The following is a 15,156-nucleotide window of genomic DNA, read 5'->3' as shown; positions in this document are numbered from 1 at the left end:
TTTTTTTGTTTATTTTAGCAAGTAAAAAAGAGTAAAAATATATAAACCTATGAGTCTTATAAATACCATATTAAAGGTTTTTGTCGGCGATAAATCAGAACGAGATATCAAAGAAATAAAACCTCTAATTGAAAAAATTAAAACGTATGAATCGTCTTTATCTGGTTTGTCAAATGACGAATTAAGAGCGAAGACTATCTATTTTAAAGAGAAAATTCAACAATCTAGAGCCGGTCAAGATGCGAAGATTGCTTCGTACAAAGAAGAAATCGAGAAGACTCAAGATATCGATAAAAGAGAAGCTATCTACGCTAGTATTGATAGTTTAGAGAAAGAAGCTTATGACAATACTGAAAAAGTATTGATGGACATCTTACCAGAAGCTTTTGCTGTAGTGAAAGAAACTGCCAAGCGTTTTAAAGAAAATGAAACGGTTGTGGTTACAGCTTCAGAAAAAGATATGGAATTCTCACAAAATAAACCGTATGTAACAGTTGCTGACGGAAAAGCAAGTTGGGCTAATAAGTGGTCTGCTGCCGGTAAGGAAGTTACTTGGGATATGATTCACTACGACGTTCAGTTAATCGGAGGTATCGTATTACACCAAGGAAAAATTGCAGAGATGCAAACAGGGGAAGGGAAAACATTAGTAGCAACTTTACCTTTGTACTTAAATGCCTTAACAGGAAATGGGGTACACTTAGTTACGGTGAATGACTACCTTGCAAAAAGGGATAGTCAGTGGAAAGCTCCTTTGTTTGAGTTCCACGGAATGACAGTAGATTGTATCGATAATCACCAACCTAACTCTCCAGGAAGAAGAGCAGCTTATGCTGCAGATATCACATACGGAACAAATAACGAGTTTGGTTTCGATTACTTGAGAGATAATATGGCACATACACCAGAAGAATTGGTGCAACGTGTACACAACTACGCTATTGTCGATGAGGTCGATTCAGTATTAGTAGATGATGCAAGAACACCATTGATTATTTCTGGACCTGTTCCTCAAGGAGATCGTCACGAATTCAACGAGTTAAAACCAAAAGTGGCTAACTTAGTTGAAATTCAACGCAAATTGGCGAACAACTTCTTGGCTGATGCGAGAAAATTAATCCGCGAAGGAAATACAAAAGAAGGTGGATTCTTATTGTTAAGAGCGTACCGAAGCTTACCAAAAAATAAAGCCCTAATTAAATTCTTGAGTGAAGAAGGGGTGAAACAATTGCTTCAAAAAACGGAAAATCACTATATGCAAGACAACAACAGAGAAATGCATAAAGTGGATGAAGCGTTGTACTTCGTGATTGAAGAGAAAAACAATCAAGTGCAATTGACTGATAATGGAATCAAATTCCTATCACAAGATACAGATGAGAACTTCTTCGTTTTACCAGATATTGGAACAGAAGTGGCACGTATTGAAAGTCAAAACTTATCAAGAGAAGAAGAAGCTGTAGCGAAGGAGCGTTTATTCCAAGATTTTGGTGTAAAAAGCGAGCGTATTCACACGTTAAATCAGTTGTTAAAAGCGTATACTGTATTTGAAAAAGATACAGAATACGTTGTAATTGACAACAAAATCTTAATCGTTGATGAGCAAACAGGTCGTATTATGGATGGACGTCGTTATTCAGACGGATTACACCAAGCGATTGAGGCAAAAGAAAACGTGAAAATCGAAGCGGCAACACAGACGTTTGCAACGATTACCTTACAGAACTACTTCCGTATGTACAAGAAGTTGGGAGGTATGACAGGTACGGCTATCACAGAAGCAGGAGAGTTCTTGCAAATCTACAAATTAGACGTAGTTGAAATTCCAACAAACAGAGGAATTGCTCGTAAAGATAAAGAAGATAAAATCTACCGTTCAGTACGTGAAAAATACAAAGCGGTGATTGACGATGTAGTAGAATTATCACAAGAAGGTCGTCCGGTGTTAATCGGTACAACTTCAGTTGAGATTTCTGAGTTATTGAGCAGATCGTTAAAAATGCGCGGTATCCAACACAACGTATTGAATGCGAAATTACACAAGCAAGAGGCTCAAATCGTTGAAGAAGCAGGAAAACCAGGTGTTGTAACCATTGCAACGAATATGGCAGGTCGTGGTACGGATATTAAACTTTCTCAAGAGGTAAAAGACAAAGGAGGTTTAGCAATTATTGGTACAGAGCGTCACGATTCAAGACGTGTTGACCGTCAGTTAAGAGGTCGTGCAGGACGTCAAGGAGATCCAGGAAGTTCTCAATTCTATGTGTCTTTAGAGGATAACTTAATGCGTTTATTCGGATCAGAGCGTGTAGCGAAGATTATGGATAGAATGGGATTAGAAGAAGGAGAAGTGATCCAACATTCGATGATGACTAAATCAATCGAAAGAGCACAGAAAAAAGTAGAAGAGAACAACTTCGGTATTCGTAAGCGTTTATTAGAATATGATGACGTAATGAATGCACAACGTGAGGTGATTTACAAACGTAGAAAACACGCGTTGTTTGGAGATCGTCTAAAAGTGGATATTGCTAATATGATGTACGATTTATGTGAGCGTATTAGCGAGAACAACAAAATGGCGAATGACTTCAAAAATCTAGATATGGATATGATCCGCAATTTCGGTATTAACGATGTGGTGACAGAAGATCAATTCAATAAAGACGACGTAGTTACGTTAGCAAATAGATTGTATGAAAAGGCATTTACTGCTTACCGTGAAAAAGGACAACGCAGTGCTGCTGAAGCATTCAAGGTAATCAAAAACGTATACGAAAATCAAGATAACAACTTCGAACGTATTGTAGTACCATTTACAGATGGAATGAAAACAATGAATGTTGTAACAAACCTAGAAACGGCATATAGCACACAAGGTATGAGTTTGATTGATGATTTCGAGAAAAACGTTGTATTGTCGATTTTAGATGAGGCATGGAAGAAACACCTTAGAAAAATGGACGAATTGAAACAATCGGTTCAATTAGCGGTTCACGAACAAAAAGATCCTTTGTTGATTTATAAGTTTGAAGCATTTGAATTGTTTAAGAAAACAATTGCTGAAATGGATGCGGAAATAACTTCATTCTTAACGAAAGCGGACTTACCAGTTCAGCCAACACAAGAAGAAGTACAAGCCTAATTTCAGCTTGACAGATACAAAAAAGGGCTCTTTAAGAGCCCTTTTTTTATGGTAAGAGGATGTTAAGACTTGGATTCTTATTTTTCATTCCCTTACTAAATTTGTAATTTTATAGAACAAATAATAATTAGATTAGTATGGCTATTTTTAGCAAACCATTTACGACCAAACATGGTACAGCACCATTTTCTCAAATAAAAATCTCGGATTATAAACCTGCTTTTGATCGTGCAATTGCACAGTCTAAAGCGGATATCGAGGCTATTACGGCTAATCCAGCATCGCCAACTTTTGAAAATACCATCGAAGCTTTGGCTTTTGCTGGAATGGACCTGGATGTTTTAGCGAGTATCTTTTTCAATTTGAATTCCGCAGAAACCAACGATGAGATGCAACAAATTGCACAAGAAGTAGCGCCTTTGTTATCCGAATTGAGCAATGATATTTTGTTGAATGAACAATTGTTCTTACGCGTAAAGGCGGTTTATGAGCAATTGAATCAGTTGAATTTGACAACAGAGCAACAGACGTTATTGACAAAGAATTATAAAAACTTTGTGCGCAATGGTGCTTTACTTTCAGAAGAACAAAAGAATAAAGTAAGAGCAATCGATGCAGAATTGGCAACGACTGCTTTAAAGTTTGGTGAGAATGTATTAGCAGAGACGCATAATTATCAGTTGCATATTACAAAAGAAGAGGATTTAAAAGGATTGCCAGAAGGGGCAATTGAAGAGGCTCATGCTTTGGCACAACAAGAAAACAAGGAAGGGTGGATTTTTACCTTAGACTACCCGAGTTATATTCCGTTTATGACCTATGCTGAGAATAGGGCTTTGCGCAAAGAATTGGCTATTGCAGCTGGAACAAAAGCGTTTAAAGCAAACGAGTATAATAACGAAGCAAATGTTTTAAACATCGCTAAATTAAGACATGAACGCGCCAATATTTTGGGCTATGCTACGCATGCTGATTTTGTATTAGAAGAACGCATGGCTCAATCTCCTGCTAAAGTAAATGCCTTTTTACAAGACTTATTGTTGAAAGCAAAACCAGCGGCAGATGAAGAATTTGCTGAGCTAACTGCTTTTGCTAAACAATTAGATGGTCTGGATCATTTAGAGAAATGGGATGGCAGCTATTATGCAGAAAAATTAAAACAAGAGCGCTTTAATTTAGACGATGAAATCCTAAAACCGTATTTTCAATTGGAGCATGTATTGGATGGTGCTTTTCAAGTGGCGAATAAATTATATGGATTAATCTTTACTGAAGTTTTTGATATCGAGAAATACCACGCAGAAGTTCGCACCTTTGAGGTAACGAATGAAACAGGGGAGTTTATCGCTGTATTTTATACCGATTTCTTTCCGCGTAAAGGCAAACGCAATGGGGCTTGGATGACGTCATTTAAAAATCAGTATAGCTTAAATGGAGTGAATGAAAGACCTCATATTTCCATTGTGTGTAATTTTACCAAGCCCACAGCAACCAAACCGTCTTTATTAACGTTTAACGAAGTAACAACGTTGTTTCACGAATTTGGTCATGCTCTACATGGAATGTTGGCAAATACTACCTATCCGTCTTTATCGGGAACGAATGTATATTGGGATTTTGTTGAATTGCCAAGTCAGATTTTAGAAAACTGGTGTTATGAAAAAGAAACCCTAGCTTTGTTTGCAAAACATTATCAAACCGGTGAAGTGATTCCAATGGAATTCGTAGAAAAGATAAAAGAAAGTGCTTCTTTCTTGGAGGGAATGGCAACAGTTCGACAATTGAGTTTTGGGTTGTTGGATATGGGGTGGCATGGACAAGATCCTACAAAAATCACAAATCTAAAAGCTTTCGAATTGGAACAATTCAAAGCGACGCAACAATATCCAGATGTGGCAGAAAATGCGATGAGTACGTCTTTCTCTCATATTTTTCAAGGAGGTTATTCTTCGGGATATTACAGCTATAAATGGGCGGAAGTATTGGATGCAGATGCTTTTGCTTATTTTAAAGAAAAGGGAATCTTCAATAAAGAAGTAGCTACAGCATTTAAAGAGCATGTGTTATCACAAGGAGGAACGGATCATCCAATGACGTTGTATAAAAAATTTAGAGGACAAGAACCAACGCCAGAAGCTTTGCTTAGAAGAGCGGGGTTATTGACATAAAATGAAAAAGAGTTCCAAAATTATTTGGAACTCTTTTTTACACTTAACAACATCACTTTCTTTTTTCAACTTATCTTTTCTCCTCAAGGGATTTATTTTAACTTGTATATCTCTTATTCATAAGAGAGAAGGAAGATTTAACGAGGGAATTACCTTTTTCGGTTAAATCTATAATTCAAATATAAGTAAAAACTAATTTATTAACAAATAAAAAAAGAAAAAATCATCTATTTGAAATAGGAGTTTTTTATTATTGATTTAAAACTATAAAAAAATAGTTAAATCATTTTGGTTTTTAGAGAAAGCATTCCTCATTATATACATAAGTATCAATAGTAGTAGGTAAATTCTTTGCTTTCTTTAGTTCTTCTTGCAAATATGACAAAGATTCTTCTTGGTCGTCTACAGGATTAGCTTTTAAGTCAGCTAGATCTGCTTGTAAACTTGCCTGTGTATTTTTTTTTGTTTCCATCAATAGTTTCTCTGCTAATTGAATAATCCCTGTAAATGTTAATCCATCTATCTTTTTGAAGTAAATGGCATTCCATTTCTCAAAATCAATATCATCTTCTGCAGTGTAAATATCCACCGTTTCGGCTACATGATTGGATACAATTTGAATGGCTTTTTGCAAGCGCTTTTGATCCATTTCATTCAACATATTCAGCAACTTTTCTTCTGATGCAGCATATAACTCCGTATTAGTACCTACGAGTTTTAATTCTTCTTGCTCAGGAGTTTGAGGTTCAGTTTTCGTTGTTTCTTTATTTTCAACGGTAGTATTTACTGAAGTAGGTTGTTCTTCTGTGTCAGAATTTTTGGAATTACATCCGATAGACAACCCCAAAAGCAACCCCATTATTGCCATTCTTTTACGCATAGTTTTTATTTGCAAAAGTAAAAGAATTCACAAACTGAGAAAATAAAACACATAAAAAAAGGTGTTGCTCAGCAACACCTTTTCGTTATCATTAATTCCAAGTTCCGAATTTACCTGTATTAAAATCGTCGAAAGCTTGTAGCAATTCTTCTTGTGTATTCATCACAAAGGGACCATAATGGGCAATGGGTTCTTTGATTGGAAGACCCGCAAGAACTAAAACAACAGCATCTTCGTTTACTTCTACGGTAAATTGCTCTCCATCATGAGCCATTACCGCTACGTGATCTGTTTGTACGTCAGTTCCGTTTACTTTGATACTGCCTTCTATAACCAATAACAATGTAGTATAGGTTGTAGGAAATTCGTAGGTAACTTGTGCGCCAGTTTGAGCTTTTAAGTTAGACATATGAATTGGAGTGAAGGTTGTAGCAGGACCTTGAACACCTTGATATTCACCTGCAATTACTTCAATAAATCCGAGACCATCTGCTAGCGTATAATGGGGCATTTGTGCATTTTCAATGGCTTGATATTGGGGTTTACCTTTTTTAGCTTCAGCAGGTAGATTTACCCATAATTGAACCATTTGGAATGCTCCTCCTGTTTTACTCCATTCTGTTTCGTGAAACTCTTTGTGCAATACACCTGATGCTGCTGTCATCCATTGTACATCTCCTTCACCTATGATTCCACCACCACCGCTACTATCCCCGTGCTCTACACGTCCTTTGTATGCGATTGTAACCGTTTCAAAACCTTTGTGGGGATGAACACCAACCCCTCTTGGAATTTCACTCGGTCCGAAGTGGTATTTGGAGTTGTAGTCAAACATAATAAAGGGATCCATGCGCTGCATGCTCATGCCCGGTACACCTGGAATAAAATTGTGTACTCTAAAACCATCTCCTACAAAATGCGCAGGTCTTGGTGATACGATTTGTTCAATATTTTTTGTTTTCATATCCTTTTTATTTATACTCAAAGTTACTCCTTTGGATATGGAATATACTTAATCTAAAACAAGAAGTTATCAGTGAACGGTTATGAGGTATCGGTAGATTTTTCTAAAATAAGAAGGTATTTTCTTTAAACAAATCTCACCAAACAAAAAGTTATCAGTGATCTGTTATGAGGTATCGGTAGATTTTTCTAAAATAAGAAGGTATTTTCTTTAAACAAATCTCACCATCTATCTCACCAAGTTTATATTGGTGTTTGGTGTTCGATGAATCTTCACTACGTTACGATTTGCACTGCGTTTCGATTTCACCATCTATCTCACCCAACACCCAACAACAAGCACCCAACACCAAACACCAAACAACAAAACCCCTTACTATAAAAAAAGCCGAAGCATTTGCTTCGGCTTTTTTTATTTTTTAGTAGAACCAATGTGTCTCATGGCATCTCGAACCATCTGAAAGAGTTCAGAAGAATAAACGAAATCCACAACATCTTCATTGTCTGTTTGGATAATTTCCTTGTTGTTTCCCGACCAAGCTAATACACCATTCTTTAAGAATACGATGTGTTCTCCAATTTCTAATACAGAGTTCATATCATGTGTATTGATTACCGTTGTAATGTCGTATTCGTGTGTAATCTCTTGAATCAGGTTATCAATGACGATAGCCGTTTTAGGATCTAGTCCAGAGTTGGGCTCATCACAGAATAAATATTTCGGGTTATTTACAATGGCACGAGCAATTGCTACCCTTTTTTGCATTCCTCCCGATATTTCTGAAGGTTTCTTTTTATTGGCATTGATTAATTTTACGCGATCAATTACCTCATTCACGCGATGCATGATTTCTTTATCGCTTTTGTTGGTAAACATACGCATAGGAAAGGCGATGTTTTCTTCCACAGTCATGGAATCAAAAAGAGCACTTCCTTGAAATACCATTCCAATTTCCGTGCGTAAATCTCTGCGTTGATGTTTATTCATATCCGCATAATCTCGTCCATCAAAAAGGATTTGACCATTATCATGGGCGTGAATACCCAAAAGTGTTTTCAAGAAAACAGTTTTTCCTGAACCACTTTGTCCTATGATTAAATTGGTTTTTCCAGTTTCAAATGTGGTGGTAATTCCCTTCAAAACCTTAGTGCCATTAAAAGACTTTTCTATGTTTGTTACTTTAATCATCTTGTTAATTACTTAAAAGGAGAGAGGTTAGTATATAGTTTGTAAGGATAATAGCCACACTCGTCCATACGAAGGCTGTTGTACTCGCTTTACCCACTTCTAATGCACCACCTTTCATGTAGTAACCAAAGTAAGAAGGAATTGTTGCTAATAAGAAACCAAATAAGGTCGTTTTGATAAAGGCATATGTAATGTGAAAGGGAATGAAGGTATCTTGTAAACCAACAATAAATTGTTCAGAAGTTACGAAGTTTCCCATTACACCACCAAACCATCCGCCTAAAATACCCAAGAACATACTGATACCAATAACAAAAGGATATAAAAGAACCGCGACCATTTTTGGAAATACAAGGTAGTTGAGTGAACTAACTCCCATCACTTCTAAAGCGTCAATTTGTTCTGTAACGCGCATGGTTCCAATACTCGATGTGATAAAAGATCCCATTTTTCCCGCCATAATAATGGAGATAAAAGTAGGGGCAAATTCTAATACAACGGATTGTCTCGTTGCAAATCCAATAAGATATTTAGGAATTAAAGGATTGGTTAAGTTTAAGGCTGTTTGAATCGCAACAACACCTCCAACGAAAAAAGATAAGAAGCAAACAATCCCCAAAGAACCGATGATTAAATCGTCTATTTCTTTGAATATTAGCTCCTTCATTACTTTCCATTTAGTCATTTTACTAAAGATTTCCTTTAGCATAATAAAGTATTGACCAATATTTGTTAATCCAGTTTTTATCATAAAAAATAAATATCGGCTAAATTACCAATTACAAATGATTTTTTAGGTTTATAAGTTCAAAAATGTATTAAAACAACTTAGACTTTATTTTCGTCCAGCGATAGTGGCGGATAAATTTTCCTTGTTCTGTTGTCACTAAATAAGGTTCTTTTCTCGTTTTAGCTTGAAAGTATCCTTTGATATAATCTAGAAATAACAGCGGTTTACCTTTTTTGGAGGCGAGTTTTACACTGGCGATAAGTGTAATTAAAAAACCGTAATGTAAGCGGTAAAAAGCTTCTCCTTGTTTGTAACGTGCGCTTTTGTCATACTGAGCCCCCGTTGGTTTCAGGTGTTTAATTTGCAAATCTTGACGAACAAGAATCTCCCACTTGTAGTAACGACAGAGTAATTCATCTACCGTATCCCATCCCATAGCCGGTTGGAGTCCGCCAATTTGTTGAAAACACGTCTTGCGATAGGCTTTAAAAGCCCCGCGAATATGATCTTTGTCGGTTAGGTTTTCGATAATCCAGGTATTGTTTTTTTCGATAAGGGCCACACCTCCAGCCATACCGAGCTTGGAATTATGCTTAAATTCACGTGCAATGTGGGCAAAATAATCCGAAGGAAGAATTAAGTCAGCATCCAATTTGACGATAAAATCATAGGTAATTGATTCAGGCAAAAAGGATAATCCATAATTAAAGGCTTGAATGACTTTACTTCCCGGCAAGTGAATAGCGGCTGAATCCTTAGTGATTAATTGCATCCAAGGGTGTTGGGCTGTATATGATTCTACAATCGCAGCCGTTTGATCCGTTGATCCATCGTTAATGATCAATACCCATTCAGGAAGTAAGGTTTGATCCGCTAAACTTTGTAAGGTCTTCGCAATATAAGAGGCTTCATTGTAAGCGGGAATAAGGATAATATACTTCATGAAATAGAAAATTTACAAGGGAAGCCTTTTTGGAAATCGAAACTTTGGGCATCCAAACACACAAAAATATAAAAAAATGTAGTTAAGCATCGAATAGCCAGTATATTTGTAGAAACGAATCAAGGAATAAGTACAATGGGGAATGGTATTTCAACCAAACAAGCTTTTTTATTTACGCTAATTAACTATTTAGGCGTATTGATTGGCGTTGTTTCAACGATTTTGATTTATCCTCAAGACAAAGAGATGCTTGGAATTATTCGATTTGTTGATGCTTGTGCTCAAATCATGTACCCTATTATTGTCTTGGGAAGCACGCATGCCTTGATTAATTTTTACCCTCAGTTAACGGAGAGATTACAGCAGAAACTATTTAGTTATAGCTTGATTTCCCTTGCGAAATTAGCGGGATGGGTAGGTCTTTTATTGGTGGTTATTCGATTTTTTTATACCGATACTTCCTTTAAATACCTAGCTTTTGCCTTTCCTCTAGCTTTAGCCATGGCTTATATTGAACTGTTCCGTCGACAAGCGACCAATTTGCAGAAAATATCCTTTCCAACGTTTTTTGAGAAAATTATTCCCAAAATTACCTTGCCTAGTATTTTTTTATTGGCGCTTTATACGACAACGACAATTGATCAAGGTTTGGTGCTCTATATTGTAAGTTACGGTTTAATTACAGCGGTAATAGGCGTCTACATCTATAAAATGTATCCCTATCACCTGAGTAAAAACTACGATGATTTATTCGACAAAGTAAAGAAAAAGGACTATTACGCTTATAGCTTATTTGCCTTTGCGGGTAGTTTTGGTTCTTTCTTTGCCTTTCGCGTGGATTCTTTAATGATTCCGTATTTTATTTCATATGAAGCCAATGGAACCTATAATATTGGCGTTACTTTAGCTTCAACATTGGCTATTCCCGCAACGGGCGTTTTCGCCTTATATGCTCCTGTAATTTCGGATTTAATTAAAAACGTACAACTCAAAAAACTCAATGAAAAATATAAAGAAGTGGCCCGTGTCATGTTTTTTATCGGGATGCTGTTGTTTTCTTGTGTCGCTGTGGGAATTGATCCTTTATTTCGCTTATTGCCAACCTACGAAAAGTTAGCCCCTTCTATTCCTATTATCTATTTGTTGGGGGTGAATGGGGTAATCAATATGGCAACAGGGTTTAATTCAGAAATTATCTCCTATTCCAAATACTATCGCTTTAATCTCATCTCCATTCTTTTTCTAATGGTACTGAATGTAGGGATGAACCTTTGGTTTTTAACCCAAACAACCTATGGTATATTGGGCGTTGGACTAGCTTCATTAATCAGTTTAACCTTATTTAATTTAGGAAAGGTCCTTTACATTTACCTCAAAATGAAACTGTGGCCTTTTGACCTTCAATTCGGTAAATTATTGGGTTGCATGCTCTTGATATTGGGCCTCGGTTTTTATATTCCCATACTCAATCACAGCTATTTTCTAACCTTAGTTGTTCGCGTTGGTTTCATTTTGATTTGCGGGGGAATTTTGATTTTAAAAACCCCTTGGGTGTTTTTAATTCAACAGCGTGTTTTTATGTTGATTCGACGCTATTGGCATTAATTTTCTGGAATTTCTTTCTTCTTTATTTTGGTCAATAATAGAATGGTGAAAATAATACAACTACTTCCTAACCAATCGAGGAATTCAAACTGTACCCCAAAGTAAAAAACGGCGATTAAAGTTGCGGATAAAGGTTCTGCACAGGCGAGTAAACTTGCGCGTTGAGGACCAATATTATTGATAGCATCTAAGAAGATATAAAACGAAATTAGTGTACCAAATAGGATGATAAATGCAACAGCCCAGAAGGTTTCCATGTCCCATATTCCAGGAAAGTGCGTAGGAGGGTAGACAATAGCCATTCCCGTACCTGCAATAAGCATACTCCATCCAATAATAACGATGGGGCTATACTCTTTCAATAAATGCACAGGTAAAATCGTATAAGCGGCTAGGGCAATGGCGGAAATGATTCCCCATACTAAAGCGGTAGGGGTAATGGTTAAACTATTGATGTCTCCGTGTGTAACGAGTAAAAACGTACCCAACATAGCCAAGCCAATTGCTAGTATTTCGATGGGTTTTGGCCATTTTCTCAAGCGAAGCGCCAGATAAATAGCAATAAAAACAGGACCAATATATTGAAGTACGGTTGCAGTAGCTGCGTTAGAGTGAAAGATGGTAATAAAATAAGAGTATTGCACTAATAGCATGCCCAAAAAGCTAAATACAACCAATTGGGAGGCGTATTTTTTGTTCTTCCAGATATGCCATACATCTTTGTCTCCTTTTAAGATACCTAAGGATAGCATAATGCTCCCTGATATGAGGAGGCGAACGGTAACTAGCCATTCGGCATTGAAATTTTTCTCATTGAACAAGAACTGAGCAAATGCTCCTGATACACCCCAAAGTGCTGCAGCAAAAATAGCTGCTGAAAAACCTAGAAACTTATTATTGAGTCCCATAATAGGCAATACGAATTATTTAGACGAAAAAACCGCTTTCCTCAAATAAAGGGAAGCGGCGGCAAAGGTACATATTTCGTCGGAAAATGACTTCTTTTTTCCGTCAGACTATTGTGTTTTTTTATTGAGTTGGACCATGTATAAAATCAAAATTAAAAGACAGATAATCAAGGTAGTATACCGTGTGCTCAACTGAAATTGCGTGTCGATTGCTCCTGACGATGAAATAATAAAACTAGTCAGTGAGGTGATAACATAGGTTAATCCCCCCATTAATCCTCCTGCTGTACCTGAATTATTGGGAAAATACAGCATTGTTGAGGTGAAAAAATTATTGAATATAGTACCTGAACAAATGTGTACTAAAAATAAACCAATCATCAAAAGGTATAAGTTTTCTATGTAATAACTAGCTCCAAGGAGAAGAAGAATCAATCCCAATTGAATGTAAACAGGACGGGTAATGCGCTGTTTAAAGGGAATGTGCATTCTCTTTTTACCAATAATTCCTCCTAACATCCAAGAGAATCCCAATAATAAAGTACAATATCCGATAACAATTGAATTTTGGTTAAAAGTATTTTCAATTAAAAATGGACCTGCAATATTAAAGACCATAACGATAGAATAACTCATTCCTAGGATAAAGATGCCTGTAATAAAGTTTTTGTTGCTCAACATCGTTTGATACACTTGTAGGGTCTGACTTAGGTTGAATTTCTTTTTCTCTGGAATACTTTCTCCACTAATCAATACGTCTAGAATAAAGAGCACTATAGCGTACAGAGAGAGAAAATAAAAATTGGCATGCCATGAAAACAGCGCATCGAGGTATCCCCCCAAGAAAGGCGCTAGAATCGGACCACAAGACCAAACTACTGTAAAGTAGCTGAGGTAATGGATGCGTTGTTTCTCTTCGTATATATCCATGAAAATGGCTCGTGTTGCAACGACTAAGATGGAAATTGCAATTCCTTGAACAATGCGCAACAGACAAATCAAGAAAATATCATTGGTGAAAGCGATTAACGTACTGGATAAAGCGATAAAAAGTAAGGCGATTAAACGGGGCTTATAACGACCAATACTATCTAGCATACTGCCGACAAAGAGTTGTGAAATACCATAACTCAGTAAGTAACACGTGAGGGTAAGTTGTACTTCCTTTTCTGTAATCGCTAAATCATTAGCCATAGAAGGAAAGGAAGGTAGGTAGATATCCGTTACAAATCCAGATAAGGGAATTGAACTAAAAGCGAGAATAGTAGCTAGCTTTTTTCTTTGGTTTGTAGCTTCTCTAAGCATAAAGTGAATTGTTGTTTTACGACTACAAAAGTAAAAGAACAAGCCAGGAGCTATCTTAAAAAAGACAAAGGTATAATTGTAAAAATCAAAGAATTTTAATTTTGATTTCTAAACTGTAAAGGAGTTTGTTCCATGTGTTTTTTAAAGAAATGAGTAAAATGAGAAGGTTGATCAAAGCCTAGGGTATAACCCACTTGTGCAATATCCCAATCGGTGTTCATCAACAAGTTTTTAGCTTCTAGTAAAATGCGATCTGTAATATGCTGGGAGGTTGTTTTTCCCGTTGCAGATTTGATGGAGGAATTTAAGTGGTTGACATGCACATTGAGTTTATTGGCATAGTCAATAGGACGTCTCAAAGCAAGAGGATAAGCGGGAGAATCCAAAGGAAACTGTTTGTTTAATAACTGGTCAAAAAGGCGAAATAGTCGCATTGATGCACTTTGTTCCTCTAGGGCGATATCTTCTACTTTTAATTGAAGCGCCTGATGTAATAATAAAGCCAATAAATTGCGAATAACCTCATATTTTAAAGGGTAGTTCGACTGGGCCATGGTGTACATTTGTTGAAAATACAAATGAGCAATCTCTAATTGAGCAGGAGTTAAAAAGATTAAAGGTTTGCCCCATTCTTTGAATAAAGACGTTTTTTTAAAGGATTCTAAACTTCTGTTTTCTGTAAAAAACTCATGGTTGAACAAGCAAAAATACCCTTCTTGTTGTTTCTCAATACAGGTCCAAGAATACGGTGTTGTTGGACAAGGTAAAAATAGAGCAGGTCGATCAATGGTGATGGAATGTGAGCCATAATGCAATTCTCCACGGCCGATGATTAATCCAACTTTATAGAAATCACGGCGATTATAAGGTGTTGTAAAACTGCAATATTTGCGCATATTAATATTAAAATGCGAAGTACCCGTTTTATATTCATTGATGCTAAAGGCATAGTTACGCGAAAGAGAAGATGATGATCGCTCTTTGTAATAATCGGCTATGGTTTCTAAATCTTTGCTCATAGTGTTTTATCTTGAGTGTATGCAAAATTACAAAAATCAAATAAAGATATGAATGCTAAACGGAAATTAACTGGTATACAGTAAAATGCCCTGGTTTGATCTTAGAAAAGAAAAAAGGAAGTCTTTATGAACTAAATATAGAAAATAGCATAGAAGTAGAATATTTTTTACTGACTGGATTATTTTAAGTAATAGGGTGAAAAGATTTCATTTTGTGTATTTTTCTGAATTAATATTAATTTTTTTCTGATATACTTTGGATTAAGTATGCAATAATTGCCTTAAAGTTTTTAAAAACATA

The 15,156-nt window shown here is 36.2% G+C and carries 11 protein-coding genes; 3 read left to right on the top strand and 8 right to left on the bottom strand.

Annotated elements, in window-relative coordinates; all coding sequences use genetic code 11:
- Positions 1-49 precede the first annotated feature (49 nt).
- Positions 50-3,145: a preprotein translocase subunit SecA gene (gene secA / locus HX004_RS09650; protein ID WP_286442288.1), complete on the top strand. Its 3,096-nt coding sequence runs from the start codon at positions 50-52 to the stop codon at positions 3,143-3,145.
- Between the two features lie 137 nt (positions 3,146-3,282).
- Positions 3,283-5,313, top strand: coding sequence for a M3 family metallopeptidase (locus HX004_RS09645; RefSeq protein WP_286442287.1), 2,031 nt, complete (start codon positions 3,283-3,285; stop codon positions 5,311-5,313).
- Positions 5,314-5,608: 295 nt separating this feature from the next.
- Here HX004_RS09645 and HX004_RS09640 read toward each other — a convergent pair whose 3' ends face one another.
- From HX004_RS09640 to HX004_RS09620, 5 genes are all read right to left on the bottom strand, one after another.
- Entirely contained in the window at positions 5,609-6,193 is a 585-nt protein-coding gene (locus HX004_RS09640) for a hypothetical protein (RefSeq protein ID WP_286442286.1), read from the bottom strand.
- 91 nt (positions 6,194-6,284) lie between these two features.
- The gene (locus tag HX004_RS09635) at positions 6,285-7,157 is read right to left on the bottom strand and encodes a pirin family protein (protein ID WP_286442285.1); all 873 of its coding nucleotides are present in this window, start codon (positions 7,155-7,157) and stop codon (positions 6,285-6,287) included.
- Between the two features lie 411 nt (positions 7,158-7,568).
- Positions 7,569-8,345, bottom strand: a complete 777-nt coding sequence (locus tag HX004_RS09630; protein WP_286442284.1) for an ABC transporter ATP-binding protein — start codon at positions 8,343-8,345, stop codon at positions 7,569-7,571.
- Positions 8,346-8,349: 4 nt separating this feature from the next.
- A complete protein-coding gene (locus tag HX004_RS09625) occupies positions 8,350-9,096 on the bottom strand; it encodes an MlaE family ABC transporter permease (RefSeq protein ID WP_286442283.1) in 747 nt (248 codons plus the stop codon).
- A 67-nt stretch (positions 9,097-9,163) separates the two neighbouring features.
- Positions 9,164-10,018, bottom strand: a complete 855-nt coding sequence (locus HX004_RS09620; RefSeq protein WP_286442282.1) for a glycosyltransferase family 2 protein — start codon at positions 10,016-10,018, stop codon at positions 9,164-9,166.
- Positions 10,019-10,153: 135 nt separating this feature from the next.
- Between HX004_RS09620 and HX004_RS09615 the strand changes: the two genes are divergently transcribed.
- The gene (locus tag HX004_RS09615) at positions 10,154-11,623 is read left to right on the top strand and encodes a lipopolysaccharide biosynthesis protein (protein ID WP_286442281.1); all 1,470 of its coding nucleotides are present in this window, start codon (positions 10,154-10,156) and stop codon (positions 11,621-11,623) included.
- On the opposite strand, the gene HX004_RS09610 is transcribed toward HX004_RS09615, so the two are convergent.
- The 3 genes from HX004_RS09610 to HX004_RS09600 all read right to left on the bottom strand — a co-directional run bounded on the left by HX004_RS09610 (position 11,620) and on the right by HX004_RS09600 (position 14,855).
- Positions 11,620-12,531 (bottom strand): DMT family transporter, encoded by a 912-nt coding sequence (locus HX004_RS09610; RefSeq protein WP_286442280.1) that lies wholly within the window; start codon positions 12,529-12,531, stop codon positions 11,620-11,622. The two genes, HX004_RS09615 and HX004_RS09610, sit on opposite strands and share 4 nt — an antisense overlap.
- Before the next feature lie 108 nt (positions 12,532-12,639).
- Positions 12,640-13,836 (bottom strand): MFS transporter, encoded by a 1,197-nt coding sequence (locus HX004_RS09605; protein WP_286442279.1) that lies wholly within the window; start codon positions 13,834-13,836, stop codon positions 12,640-12,642.
- A 95-nt stretch (positions 13,837-13,931) separates the two neighbouring features.
- Entirely contained in the window at positions 13,932-14,855 is a 924-nt protein-coding gene (locus HX004_RS09600; protein WP_286442278.1) for a helix-turn-helix domain-containing protein, read from the bottom strand.
- Between the last annotated feature and the right edge of the window lie 301 nt (positions 14,856-15,156).

It is taken from the genome of Myroides sp. 1354, from assembly GCF_030324495.1.
Lineage (GTDB): Bacteria > Bacteroidota > Bacteroidia > Flavobacteriales > Flavobacteriaceae > Flavobacterium.
This window is presented reverse-complemented; position numbering and strand designations above follow the sequence as displayed.

What these genes read in the sequence shown, in the direction of transcription:
- HX004_RS09635 (WP_286442285.1), bottom strand. Translation starts at nt 7,157, where the DNA reads ATGAAAACAAAAAATATTGAACAAATCGTATCACCAAGACCTGCGCAT.
- HX004_RS09605 (WP_286442279.1), bottom strand. Translation starts at nt 13,836, where the DNA reads ATGCTTAGAGAAGCTACAAACCAAAGAAAAAAGCTAGCTACTATTCTC.
- HX004_RS09625 (WP_286442283.1), bottom strand. Translation starts at nt 9,096, where the DNA reads ATGATAAAAACTGGATTAACAAATATTGGTCAATACTTTATTATGCTA.
- HX004_RS09630 (WP_286442284.1), bottom strand. Translation starts at nt 8,345, where the DNA reads ATGATTAAAGTAACAAACATAGAAAAGTCTTTTAATGGCACTAAGGTT.
- HX004_RS09645 (WP_286442287.1), top strand. Translation starts at nt 3,283, where the DNA reads ATGGCTATTTTTAGCAAACCATTTACGACCAAACATGGTACAGCACCA.
- secA (WP_286442288.1), top strand. Translation starts at nt 50, where the DNA reads ATGAGTCTTATAAATACCATATTAAAGGTTTTTGTCGGCGATAAATCA.
- HX004_RS09620 (WP_286442282.1), bottom strand. Translation starts at nt 10,018, where the DNA reads ATGAAGTATATTATCCTTATTCCCGCTTACAATGAAGCCTCTTATATT.
- HX004_RS09640 (WP_286442286.1), bottom strand. Translation starts at nt 6,193, where the DNA reads ATGCGTAAAAGAATGGCAATAATGGGGTTGCTTTTGGGGTTGTCTATC.
- HX004_RS09600 (WP_286442278.1), bottom strand. Translation starts at nt 14,855, where the DNA reads ATGAGCAAAGATTTAGAAACCATAGCCGATTATTACAAAGAGCGATCA.
- HX004_RS09610 (WP_286442280.1), bottom strand. Translation starts at nt 12,531, where the DNA reads ATGGGACTCAATAATAAGTTTCTAGGTTTTTCAGCAGCTATTTTTGCT.
- HX004_RS09615 (WP_286442281.1), top strand. Translation starts at nt 10,154, where the DNA reads ATGGGGAATGGTATTTCAACCAAACAAGCTTTTTTATTTACGCTAATT.